The organism is Salmonella sp. SAL04196 (assembly GCF_046550835.1).
Taxonomy (GTDB): domain Bacteria; phylum Pseudomonadota; class Gammaproteobacteria; order Enterobacterales; family Enterobacteriaceae; genus Salmonella; species Salmonella enterica.
Genome location: NZ_JBGDXE010000001.1, coordinates 1,418,974 through 1,438,057 on the forward strand (window position 1 = coordinate 1,418,974; position 19,084 = coordinate 1,438,057).

General features: G+C 52.4%; 20 protein-coding genes and 1 riboswitch. Of the genes, 4 read left to right on the forward strand and 16 right to left on the reverse strand.

Features of this window, described 5'->3' with window-relative positions:
• Positions 1-115 precede the first annotated feature (115 nt).
• From ACLJPE_RS07185 to ACLJPE_RS07195, 3 genes are read left to right on the forward strand one after another with little or no spacing between them, the layout of a single operon-like run.
• Positions 116-874, forward strand: a complete 759-nt coding sequence (locus ACLJPE_RS07185; RefSeq protein ID WP_000192039.1) for an endonuclease/exonuclease/phosphatase family protein — start codon at positions 116-118, stop codon at positions 872-874.
• Entirely contained in the window at positions 871-2,112 is a 1,242-nt protein-coding gene (gene clsB, locus ACLJPE_RS07190; protein ID WP_000649639.1) for a cardiolipin synthase ClsB, read from the forward strand. Before ACLJPE_RS07185 ends, clsB begins: the two co-directional genes overlap by 4 nt.
• The gene (locus ACLJPE_RS07195) at positions 2,112-3,074 is read left to right on the forward strand and encodes a YbhN family protein (RefSeq protein WP_023215095.1); all 963 of its coding nucleotides are present in this window, start codon (positions 2,112-2,114) and stop codon (positions 3,072-3,074) included. Before clsB ends, ACLJPE_RS07195 begins: the two co-directional genes overlap by 1 nt.
• 2 nt (positions 3,075-3,076) lie before the next feature.
• On the opposite strand, the gene ACLJPE_RS07200 is transcribed toward ACLJPE_RS07195, so the two are convergent.
• The 9 genes from ACLJPE_RS07200 to moaA all read right to left on the reverse strand — a co-directional run bounded on the left by ACLJPE_RS07200 (position 3,077) and on the right by moaA (position 8,585).
• The gene (locus ACLJPE_RS07200; RefSeq protein WP_023215096.1) at positions 3,077-3,637 is read right to left on the reverse strand and encodes a hypothetical protein; all 561 of its coding nucleotides are present in this window, start codon (positions 3,635-3,637) and stop codon (positions 3,077-3,079) included.
• A gap of 7 nt (positions 3,638-3,644) precedes the next feature.
• Positions 3,645-4,253, reverse strand: coding sequence for a hypothetical protein (locus ACLJPE_RS07205; RefSeq protein WP_077911112.1), 609 nt, complete (start codon positions 4,251-4,253; stop codon positions 3,645-3,647).
• 23 nt (positions 4,254-4,276) lie between these two features.
• Positions 4,277-4,984, reverse strand: a complete 708-nt coding sequence (locus ACLJPE_RS07210) for a Bax inhibitor-1 family protein (protein WP_023215098.1) — start codon at positions 4,982-4,984, stop codon at positions 4,277-4,279.
• 145 nt (positions 4,985-5,129) lie between these two features.
• Positions 5,130-5,834, reverse strand: coding sequence for a Bax inhibitor-1 family protein (locus ACLJPE_RS07215; protein WP_000373611.1), 705 nt, complete (start codon positions 5,832-5,834; stop codon positions 5,130-5,132).
• A gap of 47 nt (positions 5,835-5,881) precedes the next feature.
• A complete protein-coding gene (gene moaE, locus ACLJPE_RS07220) occupies positions 5,882-6,334 on the reverse strand; it encodes a molybdopterin synthase catalytic subunit MoaE (RefSeq protein ID WP_001209385.1) in 453 nt (150 codons plus the stop codon).
• Between the two features lies 1 nt (position 6,335).
• Positions 6,336-6,581: a molybdopterin synthase sulfur carrier subunit gene (gene moaD / locus ACLJPE_RS07225; RefSeq protein ID WP_000598599.1), complete on the reverse strand. Its 246-nt coding sequence runs from the start codon at positions 6,579-6,581 to the stop codon at positions 6,336-6,338.
• Entirely contained in the window at positions 6,574-7,059 is a 486-nt protein-coding gene (moaC, locus tag ACLJPE_RS07230; RefSeq protein ID WP_000080894.1) for a cyclic pyranopterin monophosphate synthase MoaC, read from the reverse strand. The genes moaD and moaC overlap by 8 nt, the downstream gene beginning before the upstream one ends.
• Before the next feature lie 2 nt (positions 7,060-7,061).
• Positions 7,062-7,574: a molybdenum cofactor biosynthesis protein B gene (moaB, locus tag ACLJPE_RS07235; RefSeq protein WP_000084604.1), complete on the reverse strand. Its 513-nt coding sequence runs from the start codon at positions 7,572-7,574 to the stop codon at positions 7,062-7,064.
• 21 nt (positions 7,575-7,595) lie between these two features.
• Positions 7,596-8,585 (reverse strand): GTP 3',8-cyclase MoaA, encoded by a 990-nt coding sequence (moaA, locus tag ACLJPE_RS07240; protein ID WP_000168182.1) that lies wholly within the window; start codon positions 8,583-8,585, stop codon positions 7,596-7,598.
• Positions 8,573-8,717, reverse strand: a riboswitch (molybdenum cofactor riboswitch). Its footprint overlaps the gene before it by 13 nt.
• Before the next feature lie 264 nt (positions 8,718-8,981).
• Between moaA and yvcK the strand changes: the two genes are divergently transcribed.
• Positions 8,982-9,890: a uridine diphosphate-N-acetylglucosamine-binding protein YvcK gene (gene yvcK / locus ACLJPE_RS07245; protein ID WP_039513036.1), complete on the forward strand. Its 909-nt coding sequence runs from the start codon at positions 8,982-8,984 to the stop codon at positions 9,888-9,890.
• Between the two features lie 91 nt (positions 9,891-9,981).
• Here the strand turns inward: yvcK and slrP are convergent, their stop codons facing one another.
• From slrP to bioB, 7 genes are all read right to left on the reverse strand, one after another.
• Positions 9,982-12,249 carry an SPI-1 type III secretion system effector E3 ubiquitin transferase SlrP gene (gene slrP, locus ACLJPE_RS07250; RefSeq protein ID WP_039513033.1) on the reverse strand — a complete coding sequence of 756 codons (2,268 nt, stop codon included), beginning with the start codon at positions 12,247-12,249 and terminating at the stop codon, positions 9,982-9,984.
• A gap of 7 nt (positions 12,250-12,256) precedes the next feature.
• Entirely contained in the window at positions 12,257-12,430 is a 174-nt protein-coding gene (locus ACLJPE_RS07255) for a hypothetical protein (RefSeq protein ID WP_001603763.1), read from the reverse strand.
• 307 nt (positions 12,431-12,737) lie between these two features.
• Positions 12,738-14,759 carry an excinuclease ABC subunit UvrB gene (uvrB, locus tag ACLJPE_RS07260; protein WP_000042502.1) on the reverse strand — a complete coding sequence of 674 codons (2,022 nt, stop codon included), beginning with the start codon at positions 14,757-14,759 and terminating at the stop codon, positions 12,738-12,740.
• 650 nt (positions 14,760-15,409) lie between these two features.
• A complete protein-coding gene (bioD, locus tag ACLJPE_RS07265) occupies positions 15,410-16,096 on the reverse strand; it encodes a dethiobiotin synthase (protein ID WP_039513030.1) in 687 nt (228 codons plus the stop codon).
• On the reverse strand, positions 16,089-16,844 hold the full coding sequence (bioC, locus tag ACLJPE_RS07270) for a malonyl-ACP O-methyltransferase BioC (RefSeq protein WP_000079904.1): 756 nt from the start codon (positions 16,842-16,844) through the stop codon (positions 16,089-16,091). The genes bioD and bioC overlap by 8 nt, the downstream gene beginning before the upstream one ends.
• The gene (gene bioF / locus ACLJPE_RS07275; protein ID WP_039513028.1) at positions 16,828-17,985 is read right to left on the reverse strand and encodes an 8-amino-7-oxononanoate synthase; all 1,158 of its coding nucleotides are present in this window, start codon (positions 17,983-17,985) and stop codon (positions 16,828-16,830) included. Before bioF ends, bioC begins: the two co-directional genes overlap by 17 nt.
• The gene (gene bioB / locus ACLJPE_RS07280) at positions 17,982-19,022 is read right to left on the reverse strand and encodes a biotin synthase BioB (protein ID WP_000090727.1); all 1,041 of its coding nucleotides are present in this window, start codon (positions 19,020-19,022) and stop codon (positions 17,982-17,984) included. The genes bioF and bioB overlap by 4 nt, the downstream gene beginning before the upstream one ends.
• Positions 19,023-19,084 lie beyond the last annotated feature (62 nt).

Below are 19,084 nucleotides of genomic sequence, written 5' to 3' on the forward strand. Positions count from 1 at the left end.
ATTTTTCTCTCATTATTCAGAGTACCGAACTTTACGGAAAATTCCGTAAGACCGCATCTTTTTGTGACGACGACTACACTATTTCAATCAGGATAGTGACGCGGACAGGAAGAAAATGACTCAACACACGCGAAATTTTTCATTCAAAGTGCTCACAATTAATACGCACAAAGGTTTTACCGCCTTTAATAAACGCTTCATCCTGCCGGAGCTGCGCGACGCCGTCAGAACGGTCGGCGCCGATATCGTCTGTCTGCAAGAAGTGATGGGCGCGCATGAAGTACATCCGCTGCATATCGAAAACTGGCCGGACACTACCCACTATGAATTTTTGGCCGACACCATGTGGAGCGATTTCGCCTATGGCCGCAATGCGGTCTATCCGGAAGGCCATCACGGTAACGCGGTTCTTTCTCGCTATCCCATTGAACATTATGAAAATCGCGACGTCTCGGTCGGCGGTAGCGAAAAACGCGGCGTGCTCTATTGCCGCATTACGCCGCCCATGCTCAACCGCCCTATCCACGTCATGTGCGTACATCTCGGCCTGCGGGAGAGCCACCGCCAGGCACAGTTAACCATGCTGGCGGGATGGGTGAATGCCTTGCCGGAATCAGAACCGGTGCTGGTGGCCGGAGACTTTAATGACTGGCGGCAAAAGGCCGGCCCGCCGTTAAACGCGGCCGGGCTGGAGGAGATATTCACCCGTGCCCATGGCCGACCGGCGCGCACATTCCCGGTGAGTATGCCGCTGCTGCGACTCGATCGTATTTACGTCAAGAATGCGAACGCCAGTTCTCCTACGGCACTACCGCTGCGGAACTGGCGACATTTATCAGACCATGCCCCCCTTAGCGCGGAGATCCATCTATGAAATGCGGCTGGCGTGAAGGTAATCAAATTCAGCTACTGGAAAACGGCGACCAGTTCTATCCTGCCGTGTTTGAGGCTATCGCTCAGGCACAGCAAAAAATCATTCTGGAAACCTTTATCTTGTTTGAAGATGAGGTGGGTAAAAAACTCCATGCCGCTCTGCTAAAAGCCGCACAGCGCGGCGTAAAAGCCGAAGTATTACTCGACGGCTACGGCTCTCCCGATCTCAGCGACGCGTTTGTCGGCGAATTAACCTCGGCGGGCGTGATTTTCCGCTATTACGACCCCCGCCCGCGTCTACTGGGGTTGCGAACCAATATCTTCCGCCGAATGCACCGCAAAATTGTGGTAATTGATGATCGTATTGCCTTTGTCGGCGGCATTAACTACTCCGCCGAGCATATGTCGGATTACGGCCCGCAGGCGAAACAAGACTACGCGGTACGGGTCGAAGGGCCTGTTGTGGCCGATATCCTGCAATTCGAAGTCGAGAATCTGCCGGGGCAAAGCCCCGCGCGCCGCTGGTGGAAGCGCCATCACCAGGCTGAAGAAAACCGTCACCCCGGCGAAGCGCAGGCGCTGTTTGTCTGGCGGGATAACGAAGAGCACCGTGACGATATCGAACGTCATTATCTGAAAATGCTGACCCAGGCAAAGCGTGAAGTGATTATCGCTAACGCCTATTTTTTCCCCGGCTATCGCTTGCTCCACGCAATGCGTAAAGCCGCCCGCCGTGGCGTGAGCGTAAAACTGATTGTCCAGGGGGAACCAGACATGCCGATAGTCAAAGTCGGCGCGCGGTTGCTCTATAACTATCTGGTGAAGGGCGGCGTGCAGGTTTATGAATACCGACGCCGTCCGCTGCATGGCAAAGTGGCGCTGATGGACGATCACTGGGCCACGGTAGGGTCGAGTAATCTCGATCCGCTCAGCCTGTCGCTTAACCTTGAAGCTAACCTGATCATTCACGATCGTACCTTTAACCAGACCCTGCGCGATAATTTACAAGGCATCATCGTGAACGATTGTAAGCAGGTCGATGAGTCTATGCTGCCGAAACGCACCTGGTGGAACCTGACCAAAAGCGTGCTGGCGTTCCACTTTTTACGTCATTTCCCGGCGCTGGTCGGCTGGCTACCTGCGCATACCCCGCATCTGGCGCAGGTTCCCCCGCCTGCCCAGCCAGAAATGGAAACCCAGGATCGCGTTGATCCAGAAAATACAGGAGTGAAGCCCTAATGGCTAAATCGCATCCGCGCTGGCGGCTGGCTAAAAAAGTGCTGACCTGGCTGTTTTTTATTGCGGTCGTCGTTCTGCTGGTGGTTTATGCTAAAAAGGTCGACTGGGGTGATGTCTGGACCGTCATCCGCGACTATAACCGCACGGCGCTTTTAAGCGCTGTAGGACTGGTGATCGTTAGCTATCTTCTGTACGGCTGCTACGACCTGCTTGGACGGCTTTATTGCGGCCATAAACTGGCGAAGCGACAGGTGATGTTGGTATCGTTCGTCTGCTATGCCTTTAACCTGACGCTCAGCACCTGGGTCGGCGGGATCGGGATGCGTTACCGACTATACTCTCGCCTCGGGTTGCCCGGCAGTACTATCACGCGCATTTTCTCGCTCAGCATTACCACTAACTGGCTGGGCTATATTCTGCTGGGCGGCATCATTTTTACCTTCGGCGTTGTCCAGCTTCCCGACCACTGGTATATCGATGAAGGCACGCTACGTATTCTCGGTATCGTTTTATTGTTGATTATCGCGGTCTATCTGTGGTTTTGCGCCTTTGCAAAGCGGCGGCATATGACGATTAAAGGGCAGAAACTGGTGCTGCCATCATGGAAATTCGCGCTGGCGCAGATGGCGATCTCCAGCGCGAACTGGATGGCGATGGGCGCCATCATCTGGCTGCTGATGGGTCAGGATGTGAACTATTTCTTTGTGCTGGGCGTACTGCTGGTGAGCAGTATCGCGGGCGTCATCGTGCATATTCCGGCAGGCATCGGCGTGCTGGAGGCCGTATTCATCGCGTTGCTGGCGGGCGAACATACGTCGCAAGGCACGATTATCGCCGCCCTGCTCGCGTACCGCGTGCTTTACTATTTTATTCCCCTGTTGCTGGCGCTGGTGTGCTACCTGATCCTGGAAAGCCGGGCGAAGAAGCTGCGGGCGAAAAACGAGCGGGCGATGGCGAAATAAATTTAAGCAGACGCGTTTTCGCTTTCCAGCACAACGCGTTTTATCCGGTAAAAATAAACATATGCTGAGAAAAAAGACGTATTCATCTGTAAGCGGGAAAAAAGCAGCAATGACCAGCTAAACAGCAGCAGGAGCACTTCGTTAAACTCACCCATGAATACTGATGACAGGGTACAGAACGTTGCCAACGTAACGGAAATAATGGCCAGCAATAGCGCATAGCGGTAAATAATGACCCCGCTCATTCTTCCTTTAAGCAGCAGCTGATTTGACGGGGTAAGAAAAGCGATATAGCCCACGGCCAGGAAGAAGACCAGCTCCAGATGCTTTTTATTGTGCAGCTCAAACTGCGCAATAATCATGTTTATACTGACGATCCATGTCATCGTCATCATGATCGCCGTAAGCCCGATAACGCCTCCGTGAGGAATACCTTGTTCATACCAGTTTTTTTTGTAGTGGCTGGCCGGATACACAGGTAACTTAATCTCTGGCGGGATCAACTGCCCTTTTTTCACCAGCTCCGCCAGTGTTTTTCCTGTTAGCCACGTCATCAGGTTCATGGGCTTATCATTTCCTTGTCTGTGAGGTGAGATATTTTTGTAATGCGACTCGCACTAATCGACGCCCCAGGCAGAAACGAATCATCATCGTAAACGTTTCGCCATTCATCACCCAGCGGCAAAGCACAACCATAATAATCGCGATAACCAGATCGCCCCTTAATTCACCATTTTGCTGGCACAACACGTCAAATAATCCAGTACCGCAGAATACAATGTTTAATAAAAGCAGTAAAACGCAGAGGCGCAAACCCAGGATAAAACCTTTGGCAATAAGCCATAGCTCAGCCATAACGCATAACACCATACCTATAGCACTGCCAAAATAAATGATTATATTTAGCGGCCAATATAGAATAAACTTATCGAAAGCAAAATGCGCACTGCACACACCTCCCACAAGAAGCATAAAACTAAACGCGCAAACAGGCGCAGGATTGGGTAATGAATATTCCCATGACAATCCGTTAATAAAATGAGAAATCAGCGCTGGCGGGCATTTCTTATTAAAATCCTCGCCGCCATTTTTAATGGCGCGAGTGACGTCTTTAGCTTCACAAAACGCTAACCAAAATTGTTTGCCACATAATTTACTCATTATACCCATCATCACCAACCTGAATAAAAAACCTGCAACGCCTACGGCCTGAAAGATAATAGTATTTCCAGAATCATCAAAATGATATAACGACACAGCGTAACCACAGCATTAATAATGCCAAGGTAAAGCGTCAGCGCGCCAAATAAAGCGCAACGAGACAGGGATGAAAACTCGCTGTGGTATAACATGCGGGCATAACCATGAAGTGTCGATTTTTCTAGCGCTGTAATCAATGTCCACACCAATACCGTCACCACACTGACTATCCAGACCAGAGTGCTACTGGCCACCAGGCTATTGACAACTATCGCAGCGATGATCCCGCTTACCGCCATAAAAATTAACGGCCTGAATAGACCAGAACTGATATTCAGGTAGAAAATAAATAAAGCATTAAGACTAAACATGATTCCAACAATCACGAAAATGGTCGCGCCACCTGAGAAAAAGTAAGCTAATGACACGCCGGTAAGCGTAATGATGGCAATATATATCAACGTTACGGCAACAGTGCCAAAGCGGGAAAGACAGGTAACGGCCCCATACCCCAGGCCAAGCAAAAGTGCTGATACCCACAAAACAACAACAGGTTGAACGTAGGTTATCAAAAAATGAGTATACAACGTTAACCATATAATGCCGGCGGTACACCATAGTCCCAACGCAGTATACCAATAGGTAAGGGATAACATTGTCGCGGGAATAAATGCTATTTGCCGTATACGTATTGCAGCCAGAGGGCCCACTTGTCATTTATCACTCTTCACATGATCACGGTGATAAGAATGGCAAGCGCAGGAAAACATTTCTAAGATATTTATGCTGTTTCGCCCTAAATATATTCCTAAAAAAATCCTGGCGCAGGGCCAGGATTTTAAGAGATCAATATAATTAGCGGCGATTGCCAAAAATACGCAGTAACATCAGGAACAGGTTGATAAAGTCCAGGTACAGCGTTAACGCGCCGAGAATCGAATATTTACGCAGATTAGCGCTATCGCGGGTATCTATTTGCTCGCCGATATTCTTCAGTTTCTGCGTGTCATAGGCCGTCAGACCGACAAACACCACCACCCCGATATAGGTTACCGCCCACATCAGCGCTTCACTTTTCAGCCAGAAATTGACCAGCGAGGCCAGAACGATACCAATAAGCGCCATAAACAGCATATTGCCGAAACCGCTAAGATCGCGCTTAGTGGTGTACCCGTACAGGCTCATGGCGCCAAACATTCCCCCCGTCACCACAAAGGTGCTGGCGATAGAGGAGTAGGTGTAAACGATAAAAATACTGGATAACGTCAATCCGGTTAGCGCCGAATAGAGCATAAACAGCGTGGTCGCCATTCCGGCGCTAAGTTTATGCACCAGTCCCGACAGAACAAACACCAGCGCAAGCTGGGCAATAATTAAGCCAAAGAAGGTGATCTTACTGGAAAAGACAAACATCATGACGGCTGGCGTATTAGCCGCATACCACGCGATAAACGCGGTCAGTAACAGTCCGACCGTCATCCAGCCATACACTTGCGCCATATAGGTCTGCAGGCCGGACCGCGCCTGCACTATTGAATCAGATCGTGGAAATCTGTCCATGATGAACTCCTGTGTGGAAATGATACCCTAAAGCGTATCACATTCTGCTACCAACGTTTCGCCGACTGCTGGTCGCTGTCGCGCGCTTCGACCCAGCGATCGCCTTCCGGCGTGGCTTCACGCTTCCAGAACGGCGCACGGGTTTTCAGATAATCCATAATGAACTGGCCGGCGTCGAACGCGCTACTGCGGTGCGCGCTGGTGACGCCGACAAACACAATCTCATCGCCCGGCCATAATTCGCCAACGCGATGAATCACCGTGACCCGCCCCAGCGGCCAGCGGGAACGCGCCTTCGCGACGATCTCCGCCAGAGCTTTCTCAGTCATGCCGGGATAATGCTCCAGCGTCAGCGCCTTAACGCTATCGCCCAGGTTATGATTGCGCACTTTTCCGGTAAAGGTGACGACCGCGCCGTCTTCGTCGCGCGCCGCCAGCCAGGAATATTCCTCCCCGACGCTAAACGGCGCAGGGCCGACTACAATTCGCGTTTCGCGCATGTTAGCCCCCCGTGACTGGCGGGAAAAACGCCACTTCATCGCCCGCCGTCAGCGGATGGTCAAAACTTACCAGCGTCTGGTTGACCGCCGCCAACAGCTTGCCGTCTTCCAGCGCCAGCGCCCAACGATCGCTCTTTGTCGCCAGATGCTGTCGCAGCGACTCAACGGTGGAAAAATCTGCTGGAAGCTCCAGCGCGTCAGTTCCTGTAAGCTCGCGAACCTGGGCGAAGAAAAGCACCTTAATCATGCGCATCCACCTTAAAATCCCCCGATTTGCCGCCGCTTTTCGCCAGCAGGCGCACCGGACCAATTACCATATCTTTTTGTACCGCTTTGCACATGTCGTAGATGGTTAACGCCGCGACGGACGCCGCGGTTAATGCTTCCATTTCGACGCCGGTTTTACCGGTCAGACGGCACAGAGACTCAATACGCACACGGTTATGCTCCGGCTCGGCCTGAAGCTGAATCTCCACTTTACTTAGCAGTAGCGGGTGGCACAGCGGGATCAGCTCCCAGGTGCGTTTGGCGGCCTGAATACCGGCAATACGGGCGGTCGCGAAAACATCGCCCTTGTGGTGTTTGCCATCAACAATCATCGCCAGCGTTTCACTACGCATGGTAACGAATGCTTCCGCCCGTGCTTCACGAACGGTTTCCGCTTTCGCGGAAACGTCCACCATGTGCGCTTCGCCTGCGGCGTTTATATGGGTTAATTGCGACATCGTTATTTCTTTAAATGAGGGTGAAAATTACATGGGCGTGTACGGGCATCCAACTGCGGCGCAATGATATTCTCCCATGCGGTTCTGCACGCTTTTGTGGAGCCCGGCATGGCGAAAATCAAGGTGTTATTCGCCACGCCAGCTACCGCGCGCGACTGCAGAGTTGCGGTGCCGATCTCTTCAAACGAGAGCATGCGAAACACTTCGCCAAATCCTTCCACTTCACGATCGAACAGCGGCAACAGCGCTTCCGGCGCCTGATCGCCTTCGGTCAAACCGGTCCCACCAGTTATCAATACGACCTGCACCTCATCACTGGCGATCCAGGCGGAAACCTGGGCGCGAATCGCGTAACGGTTCTCTTTAACGATGGCTTTCGCCACCACTTCATGCCCGGCCTCCTGCGCCGAATCACGCAGATAATGACCGGAGGTGTCGTCTTCTTCGCCGCGTCGGCTGGAAACAGTAAGAATAGCGATGCGGGTCGGGATAAATTCAGCGCTGACCTGACTCATCTGAAATCTCCTTATTAAGGATTAACCGCCAATGTAAGATAAATTTTGCGTAATACCAGTATTGCTCTGGTGAAGGAAATGGGTCTGCTTTTTCTCCCGCAACGCGTCGGAAATACGTTCCTCAAGCGCGTATTGCTGCGCATCATCCTGTAACAGGTCGCGTAAACTTACGCCGCCGTCGCCAAACAGACATAAATGCAGCTTACCGACAGACGAAACACGCAGGCGATTACAGGTGGCGCAGAAATCTTTTTCATACGGCATAATGAGGCCGATCTCACCGGCGTAATCGGGATGACAAAAAACCTGCGCCGGGCCATCGCTGCGCAGGCGTTGCTGGTGGATCCAACCGCGCTTAATCAGCTCGTCGCGTAATACCTGACCCGAAATATGATGTTTGCGGAAGAGATCGCTCCCCTCGCCCGTCTCCATAAGTTCAATGAAGCGTAGCTGAATGGGGCGAGGCTGAATCCAGGCAAGGAAGGTATCCAACTGATGGTGATTCACGTCGCGCATCAGCACGGTGTTGACTTTCACCTTTTCGAAACCGGCGTCAAAGGCGGCATCGATGCCCGCCATCACCTGGCGGAATTTGTCCTGACCGGTAATCGCATGGAACTGACGCGCATCCAGACTATCCACGCTAACATTGACGCCCGTCAGCCCCGCTTCGCGCCAGTTCGCGGCATCGCGCGCCAGTCGATAACCGTTAGTGGTCACCGCGATCTGGCGAATAGCATCATTTTCACCCACGGCGGCAATGATGTCGGTAAAATCGCGGCGTAATGAAGGCTCGCCGCCGGTAAGACGCACCTTTTCCGTGCCAAGACTGGCAAAAGCGCGCGTAACGCGACGAATTTCATCGACGGTAAGGAAACCGTTGTTAGTGACGCCGCCAGGTTTGTAGCCATCCGGCAGGCAGTAGGTGCAACGAAAGTTACACACATCGGTAATCGACAAACGCAAGTAGTAAAACTTACGCGCGAAAGCATCGGTAAGTTGTGAAGCCATGTACACCTTTCCAAATACGGGAGGCGGAGTCATTTCTTCCTGCGCCCTGGTGGCAAACGTTAAACGTTGTCACGGCCAAAGCACCGTATCAAAAATGACCCAGGTGCAGAGGCTAGAGTGTTTACTGTGGTTACGCCGATACTAGCGTGTAAATGACAATTTCGCCATCACGCTTTCGCTATATAAACATATACATAGCGATATGATCGTGCTATTTAGCGACAGAATACGTGAAAATCACACTTTTACATTGATATATATCATTTAGCCGTGGTAACGCCCTCGCTATAAAGGGGTAGTCGGGAATAATTAATTGTCTTTTAGCCGGTCGGCTAATTGCTGAAAACCCGCGACTTGCGCTACTGTAGCGCTGCTTATTTGACTTCAGGAATTTTTATGCGCAATCGTACGCTGGCTGACCTTGATCGTGTCGTTGCCCTCGGCGGAGGGCATGGATTAGGACGCGTCCTCTCCTCGCTTTCTTCTTTAGGTTCGCGCCTGACCGGCATTGTGACTACCACAGATAACGGGGGGTCAACTGGCCGTATTCGCCGCTCGGAAGGCGGGATCGCCTGGGGCGATATGCGCAACTGTCTGAATCAGTTAATTACCGAACCCAGCGTCGCATCCGCTATGTTTGAGTATCGTTTTGGCGGTAATGGCGAACTTTCTGGTCATAACCTCGGAAATTTGATGTTAAAGGCGTTAGATCACCTGAGCGTGCGGCCTCTGGAAGCGATTAATTTAATTCGTAATCTGCTTAAAGTGGACGCGCAGCTGATCCCGATGTCGGAGCTACCGGTAGATCTGATGGCGATTGACGAACAGGGGCATGAGATTTACGGCGAGGTGAATATCGATCAGTTAGCGACGCCGCCGCAGGAGATCATGTTAACGCCGAACGTGCCGGCGACGCGGGAAGCGGTACAGGCCATTAATGACACGGATCTGATTCTGATTGGCCCTGGCAGTTTTTATACCAGCCTGATGCCTGGCCTGCTGCTGGATGAACTGGCGCAGGCGCTGCGGCGCACCCCGGCGCCAATGGTGTATATCGGCAATCTGGGCCGCGAACTAAGTCTGCCCGCCGCCAGTTTAACGCTGGTCGATAAGCTGGCGATGATGGAGCAATATATTGGCAAAAAAGTCATTGACGCAGTGGTGGTTGGACCGCAAGTTGACGTCAGTGCGGTGAACGATCGGGTGGTGATTCAGGAAGTGCTGGAGGCCAGCGATATCCCCTATCGCCACGATCGTCAGTTATTACATAACGCGCTGGAAAAAGCGCTACAGGCGTTGGGTTAAGCCCGTTTACCGACGACGCTGCGCTTATCAGATGCCTGTTTACACCGAAGGGTAAACAGGCTCTCTCCCCCTTCTGATAAACTGCGTTCAGCTATCGCCAGTAGGCGCTCATGAGCGAGCTCACCTCTTTTTTCAGCAATATATTCTCCATGATCCCAGTAAAGTGGGTCTGATTGATCTCTTCCATTATCCGCATCCCAGCCATGCGCTCTGCGTCAGGATCACCCGCTATTCCTAACGCTTCCAGTTCAGCATTGACCCGGCTCTGATACTCATCCGTTTCAATATACTCAGCCCTTTTAGCCATCATTTCACGCCACTCTTCTGGCGCTATACGCTCCAGCACTTTATGCCACGGCCCCCACAGCGCAAACCATTTGTGAAAATTCCTATTTTCAGCAATTTTTATCCTTAATTCCGCCTCGTCAAGGTCAGACTCAGTGATACCCGAAACGTTATAAAATCGCATATCCTGGGTCATTGTTGTCAGCGACAGCGACTCTCGTAACTGATTCTGAAAACCCAGAAATACTTCGATTTCGTCAATAAAAAACAGCCGTTTTACCTTTTCTCTCGCGAGCGATTCTATTTGCTCCAGCCGAAAGATTTCACGCCCCGCCATAATCAGTTCCGCTAAGTGGCTATCAAAGGCGCCTCTTTCAGCATCATGAACCAACGTCGCTTCCTGCATTTGGTGGTATGCCAGTGTGACCCGATCTTCACAGCTTATCGTTGCATCCATCGCTATAATAAATGCGGTTTCTCTTAGTGTGCTATCATCAGCCAGGCGCATTAGCCAGGCGGAGACTTGCTCCTTAAAATCCGAATGTCGGGTGTTCTGCGTATCGCCAAGACGATCCAGAAACATGCTGAAGGCTGCCGCGTTTACTTCCGTCTCAAACGCCCGCCATTGGTTGACGTCTTCCTCCTCGAGATTGGTTAGCCACCCCCGGACAGCTTGATGCAGTGGTCGAGTTACCCGAACAATTGAAAAGTCGCCCATGGCAAACAATACCCGGGGTCCCTGATAACCCGCAGAGGACATTAGCCGCTGCATATTCTGTATTGTTCGTTCTGAAAAAGGATTACGTTCTACGATTATTCTTGTAGGTTGAGGTCCTTCACCACGAAAATGGGGTAACGACTCCGGGAGACGGACCAGGCGATTGCGAGAGGCCTGCATTATTTGTAATGCCGCCGGGAGGTTTTCCGGTAGATTACTCAATGCGTTACGGGAAACGTCCAGCGTTGTTATCGTGGGAGGTAGTGTTTCAGGCAGAACAGTAATCTGATTTTTACTTACATCCAGGAACTGTAATTCTGGTGGTAACGATGCGGGCAGACTGGTTAAGGCATTTTCGCCGGCCTCCAGATTCTTCAGGCCCGGCGGCAATGTTTCAGGCAGAGCGGTTAACGAATTACTCTGCACATTCAAATGGGTAATCCCTGACGGAAGATGTTCTGGCAGTGTCCTTATGCGGTTATCATAAACGCTCAGGTACCGAAGTTCCTCAGGTAGATTTTCAGGTAAGGAACTAATTTTATTATGAAAAAGATCCAGCGATTGAAGCGCTGAAGGCAAACGTTCCGGTAATTCAGTAATACGGTTAATGCTCAGCTCCATTTTCTGTATGGTATCCGGTAACGTGGCAGGGATACTGGTTAGCCGATTACTGCTGGCATACAGGGTCTTTATATTTCCCTGTAAATTTTCCGGCAAACTTTTCAGTTCATTGTTATCGAGTGTCAGAGTAGTTATCTGCTCAGGAATACAGGCGGGTATAGTGGTAAGTCCTAATATTTTCAGACGGAGTTCCGTCTTATTATTTTTCAGGCAGTCACGCATCCGTTGTACGGCTTCTTCACGATTTGCTGCCTCTTCCGCTGGTGCCTCTTTTACCCACTCAGACCAGATTAACTCATAATTCACAGCAACTTTGGAGCCGGAAGCGCTACTCGCCTGCTCGCTTTCTGTTACACGGGTATAGGTGACTGACTTTCCCCCTCCCTCAACGGTATAGCCCTCTGTATTAAAAATTATAGACAGAATTTCCTGACTATTTTCATTCAAAATACAGTATTGGTCTGTCCCCCCTCTATTACTCTGAATATTATCCGCATACGCCGGGAAGGCTAACTCCCTCAAACATTCAAACTTGCTTTTGATCTCTTCTGGCGAGGCGGTTTCAGGTGGATGACAAAGATAAGCGATGCAGCTTTGTGCTTCAACCTGATGTTCTGAAGAGAAAAAGGCACTTATTTTATTCCATATCTCTTCTTTTAAAGGCACCTCTGTTAATGCCTCATTGCTAATACTTTGATGCCTTGCCGTAGATTGTATATTAGTAATATTAAACATATTTTCCCTACCTGATCTGAACGTAACCTAAAGTAACAGATAAGGATATTCTCAACTTTAAACAAGAGGTCATAGTCGTCATTATTTCGGACAAATCATTCAGTATTTGCAGCGCTTGACTTATAAATGCTCGCGCTTCCATCACCTCTTTTTTAAGTAGAATGATGTAATCTGTTGCCATGACACGCTTTCAACGAACTCACATAAGATTAAAATGACGATCATAAGGATAGCTATACCGATAATACGGGGCGTTTTTTTCATAGCCGAGGAGAGAGGGAAAATTAGCGTTGGGTTCAGCCTCAACGCTAATTTTCTTCAGTGGTGATTAAACTAGCTACCCCATTGATGTTTTGAGTTTTTCGACAATCTCGTTAGTCAAAGCCTGTCACTGTTTTTCATTCCTGACTGACTTAGCCCTTACTATTGCACTGAAATTCTCAAAAGCGAGCCATGGTAACGATAACTCGCTGGCGATCGACACATTGTCAGGACGCCGCGATAAACAACTCGCGTAACTGGTGCAACTGGTCGCGAATTTGCGCGGCTTCTTCAAACTCCAGATTTTGCGCGTGCTGCATCATTTGCCCTTCCAGTTCATGAATTTTCTGCTGCAACGCTTTCGGCGTCATATCCAGTTCGACAATTCCGGCTTTTGCCGTAGAACGGCCCTTGCCTTTCCCCTTCGCTTTGGTTTTCGCAATGTTCTGCCCCAGAGCCAGGATGTCGACCACTTTTTTGTTCAGCCCCTGCGGAGTGATACCGTGCTCTTCGTTGTACTTCTGCTGCTTCTCGCGACGTCGCTCGGTTTCGCCAATCGCCTTCGCCATCGACGGCGTGATTTTATCGCCATACAGAATCGCTTTACCGTTAACGTTACGCGCCGCGCGTCCTATGGTCTGAATCAGGGAGCGCTCGGAGCGCAGGAACCCTTCTTTGTCAGCGTCCAGAATCGCCACCAGCGAGACTTCCGGCATATCCAGCCCTTCGCGCAGCAGGTTAATCCCCACCAGAACGTCAAACTCGCCCAGACGCAAATCGCGGATGATTTCCATGCGCTCCACGGTATCAATATCTGAGTGCAGGTAACGCACGCGCTCGCCGTGCTCTTCCAGATATTCGGTCAAATCTTCCGCCATCCGTTTGGTGAGCGTAGTGACAAGGACACGCTCATTAATGGCCGCACGCTGACGAATTTCGGACAGCAGATCGTCCACCTGGGTCGCCACCGGACGCACTTCAATAATCGGGTCCAGCAGCCCGGTCGGTCGCACGACCTGATCCACCACCTCATCACCAGATTTTTCCAGCTCATAGTTGCCGGGCGTGGCGGAAACATAGATAGTTTGCGGCGCTAAGGCTTCAAACTCCTCAAACTTCAGCGGACGGTTATCCAGCGCCGAAGGCAGACGGAAGCCATACTCGACCAGCGTCTCTTTGCGCGCCCGGTCGCCGCGGTACATGCCGCCTATCTGCGGGATGGTGACATGAGACTCATCCACCACCAGCAGTCCGTCGGCGGGCAGATAATCGAACAAGGTTGGCGGCGGTTCGCCCGGCCCGCGGCCCGACAGAAAGCGGGAATAGTTTTCAATGCCTGAGCAGTAGCCCAGCTCGTTCATCATCTCTAAATCGAACTGCGTGCGCTGGCTTAATCGCTGCTCTTCAAGCAGCTTATTATTCGCCAGCAAGACCTTACGCCTGTCCGCCAGCTCATCTTTTATCTCTTCCATCGCCTGCAGAATACGCTCGCGCGGCGTTACGTAGTGCGTTTTGGGATAGATAGTATAACGTGGCACCGTTGACTCTACCTGCCCGGTTAACGGGTCGAACAGCGACAGGCGTTCCACTTCTTCATCAAATAGCTCAACGCGTAGCGCGATGTCGTCAGATTCAGCCGGGAAGATGTCGATCACTTCGCCGCGCACGCGAAAGGTACCACGCTGAAAAGCTTGATCGTTACGGGTGTATTGCAATTCCGCCAGCCGACGCAAAATCGCGCGCTGGTCAATCAGCATTCCCACCGTCAGATGCAGCATCATTTTCAGGTAGAGATCCGGATCGCCCAGACCGTAAATCGCGGACACGGAAGCCACCACCACGACATCGCGTCGCTCAAGCAACGCTTTCGTTGCCGACAACCGCATTTGCTCAATATGTTCGTTTACCGAAGCGTCTTTTTCGATAAACGTATCCGAACTTGGCACATACGCTTCCGGCTGATAGTAGTCATAGTAGGAGACGAAATACTCCACCGCGTTTTCCGGGAAAAACTCTTTCATTTCGCCGTAGAGCTGCGCCGCCAGGGTTTTATTGGGCGCAAGCACCATCGTTGGCCGCTGCAAGTCCGCAATGACGTTGGCGATGGTGAATGTCTTCCCGGAGCCGGTCACGCCCAACAACGTCTGATGCGCCAGCCCGTCCTCCAGCCCCTCTTCCAGACGACGTATAGCGTCCGGCTGATCGCCAGAAGGTTTAAAAGCGGAATTCAGTTTGAACGGTTTACTCATGAGCGGCTACCTGAAGGAGTGAGCGGGCAGGGGTGTAATTTTACTCTCGACGGTGAATATTGCCAATAAAAAATACTGGATGAAAAAACAGTAACACTCCAGTGTATAATGGCTATCGGCAGATATCCCACGCTATTTAGAGGTAAAACATAGACAGTCGCGGGGTAAAATTCCAGCAGTGTGCTGGTTATCCCCAGACCAGAGTCTTTTTTAACATTTGTCAAGTCGGATGATGAAAGTTTTATGTCAACGTATCCCCCTTCCTTTACAACCATTGATTTTATATAACTTGCTGTCTAAAAAGGGATATTTTCTCAAGCCGTCTTTCGCGCCAATTTAGTCGCAGGCCGCGTCGCCTCTCGCTTACGTTGTGTTTTCTAACTCTAATACACAAGGTTATCCACAGGAATAGTGGATAACTGCTTCCAGCCCGTATCCCCTGCCGCCTGGCAAAATCAGCCCCTGACGTTTTCGCCGGGCGATAAAAAAAAATTATCGCTATTTTTGGCAGATTATTGGCTAACGAGAAGGGAAAAATTGAGGCGTAGACGCTCACATTTTGCACATTTTTAGCCTGGCGACGTCAGGAGGGTCTGGCGAAAGAACAGCAGGATCGTCTGATCCTGCAAGAAGGCGGTTTTTAAGCGCGGTCAGGCGCGTTCCAGGGGGCTAAGGTCCAGATACTGTCCTGTCGCCGCCTGCGATGGAGAAACGCCCAGCCACGGGATTTCCCCTAACAGCGGGGCCGGGATGACGCGGCGAAGCGTCGCGAGATATTCACCATGACGCGCGCCCGGCGGCTGTACGTCGTTGGCTATCCATCCGACAAGCGGTAATCCGGCCTGTTCTACCGCCAGCGCCGTCAGCATGGCGTGATTAATACAGCCCAGCTTGACGCCAACAACCAGAATCACCGGCAGCTGCTCCGTCTGTACCCAGTCGGCAAACGTCAGCGTGGCAGAGAGCGGTGTAAACCAGCCGCCCGCCCCTTCTGTCAATACCCAGTCTGCCTGCGCCTCCAGCGTTCGCAATCCGCGTGATAACACCGCCGCGTCTATCGCCCGGCCTTCGTCGGCGCTAACGATGTGGGGAGAGGTAGGCTCGGCAAAAGTATAAGGATTGATAGCGGAATAAGGTTGCGGCAGGCTGCTGTTACGCTGCAAGGCCAGGGCATCGCTATTGCGTAGCCCGTCGGTTGTCATTTCGCTGCCGGAAGCGACGGGCTTATAGCCTACGGTTTGATAACCTAACTGCGTTGCGGCCTGCAATAAGGCGCAACTGGCGACCGTTTTACCGACTTCAGTATCAGTACCGGTGACAAAATAGCATTTAGTCACGTTCAATCACTCCCATAAAAAGATGGTACGTCAGCGGATATTTCCCCTGCCGCTGCGGCCATGCCAACTGAATCTGTCTAAGCCGGGCGCGGGTTAATACATCCGACTCCCGCCCTTCATGAAGATGGGTGGCGCCAATGCCTTTAAGCGAGCGCATCGCACTCAGGGCATCCTCAAACCACAATGTCATCGCCTGAGTATGACGAGACGCCCGCCAGCCGCGCAGCGCGTGGTCAATTGCCTCTTCCGGCAAAAAGCTATTCGCGTGAGCGCGATTATCGACGGCCTGCCATGCCTGACGCAGTTCCGGCAACGACCCCTGGCACAAGGTGGTAAACGCCACCACGCCGCCGGGCCGTACAACCCGATACAACTCGCTCAACGCATCACGTAAATCGCCGCACCACTGGACCGCCAGGTTGCTCCAGGCCAGGTCAAAAACTTCGGCGTCATGGGGAATCGCTTCGATATCCGCCAGCAAATAGTGATGCGCCGCCTGACGATCGCGCGCCTGTTGCAGCATCGCCAGCGAAAGATCCAGGGCGGTCACTTCGCTCCCCCGCTCTCGCCAGTAACGACTCATACGTCCAGGGCCGCAGCCTGCGTCCAACACACTGGCAAACTGGCGGCCTGCCAACAGCGTCAGCAGCGCATCCGCGCTGTGTTGCTGCAAAGAGGCGTGTTGTTCATATTGCGATGCGGCCCGGCCAAACGCCGCCGCAATAGCCTGCTTATTCACCTGCGCCATGCAGCACCTCCAGCAGACGGTCGATATCGCACGCTTCATGCGCCTGCGTTAACGTTAAGCGCAGGCGCGCCGTACCGACAGGCACCGTCGGCGGACGAATCGCCGTCGCCCAGCATCCTTGTTGACGCAGCGCCTCCGCCAGGCGCAATGCACGGCTGTTATCGCCCACGATTAACGGCTGGATGGCGCTATGGGCATTCAGTAGCGTAAATCGGGACGCGTTAACGCCGGCCCGAAAGCGCTGAACCAGAGCGGCGAGTTTTTCGCGCCGTTCACCACCTTCATCGCTACGGATCACCGCCAGCGAGGCGCTTAACGCCTGCGCCTGGGCGGGCGGCATACTGGTGCTGTAAACCAGATGGCGGGCGAATTGCAGCAGATAATCCGCGACGCTTTCCGAGCAGAGCACCGCTGCGCCGCTGACGCCAAACCCCTTACCGAAAGTCACCACCAGCAACTCAGGCTTCACCCCCCGTTGCCAGCAGGTGCCCCGCCCCTCATCGCCAGTCACGCCGATGCCGTGCGCATCATCAACCAACAGCCAGGCATGATGCCTGCGGGCAATGTGCTGGATTTCCGCCAGCGGCGCGCTGTCGCCGTCCATGCTGTATACACCTTCTGTCACCACCAGTTGCTGACCCACGCAGGGCGATTGCAGTAAACGCGACAGATGCTGCGTATCGTTATGGATAAAGCGGCGAATCTGCGCCGGACTCAGATTAGCGGCTTCCAGCAGGGAAGCATGACTCAACCTGTCGGCCACAATCCGGTCATTTTTTTTCATTAAGGCGGTAATGACCGCCTGATTCGCCGCAAAGCCAGAGATAAACAGTAGCGCGCGCGGATATCCTAACCATTGCGCCAGTTCCTCCTCTAACGCCTGGTGCGCCACGGAATAACCGCTGATATGACCCGACCCGCCGCTGCCGACGCCAAAACGCGTCGCTGCCTGTTGCCAGGCGCGAATAATCTGCGGGTGTTGACTTAAGCCGAGGTAATCATTGCTGGAGAAGTTAAGATACTGTCGCCCGTTCGCTACCAGCCAGCGTCCGGCGCCCTGCGACACCACATAGCGGCGGCGCAATGTATCCGTCGCCCGACGCGCCGTCAGCGCATCGTCGACGCGTTGTTGCCAACTCATAAGGCTGCCGCGTTGTAATAATCATCGGTGTCAGGCGTCATCAGCGTCTGCTCCAGACGTTGCTGCTGCTCGTTATCGCCCGCCAGCACCCTGGTCTGCTGCGGATTCAGCCCCAGCTTACGGAATAACTGCAGATCCTTGTCCTCTGCCGGATTTGGCGTAGTTAACAATTTGCAGCCATAGAAAATCGAGTTCGCCCCGGCCATAAAGCACATCGCCTGGGTCTGCTCGTTCATCTGTTCACGTCCTGCGGAAAGACGCACGTATGAGGTCGGCATCATGATGCGCGCCACGGCGATAGTACGAATAAAATCAAACGCATCCACGTCATCGTTATCCGCAAGCGGTGTGCCTTTCACCTTCACCAGCATGTTGATTGGCACGCTTTCCGGCGGCGTCGGCAGGTTCGCCAACTGCAACAACAGTCCGGCGCGATCGGTAACCGTTTCGCCCAGACCCACAATGCCGCCGGAGCACACTTTAATCCCTGCTTCACGGACTTTTTCCAGCGTGTCGAGGCGCTCCTGATAGGTACGGGTAGTGATGATATTGCCGTAAAACTCCGGCGAGGTATCGAGATTGTGGTTGTAGTAATCCAGCCCGGCGTTAGCCAGACGCTGCGCCTGGCTCTCGTTCAACATGCCGAGCGTCATACAGGTTTCCAGCCCCATCGCTTTGACGCCCTGTACAATCTGCTCCAGATAAGGCATATCGCGTTCATGCGGATTCTTCCAGGCCGCCCCCATACAGAAGCGGGTCGAACCGGCGTTTTTCGCTTTACGGGCGGAGTCCAGTACCTGCTCTACTTCCATTAAACGCTCGGCTTCCAGCCCGGTTTTATAGCGCGAGCTCTGCGGGCAGTATTTACAATCCTCCGGGCAGGCGCCGGTTTTGATCGACAGCAGCGTACTAACCTGTACCTGCTGCGGATCGAAATGCTGGCGATGAATTTGCTGCGCTTCAAACAGCAATTCCAGCAGTGGTTTTTCAAATAATTCGGTTACTTGCGACAGTGTCCAGCGTGGGTGGCGAGCCATCGGGCTTCTCCAAAATATGTTGTTTGTTTTTGATATGGTGTAGACTCGTAAACCTAAATCTT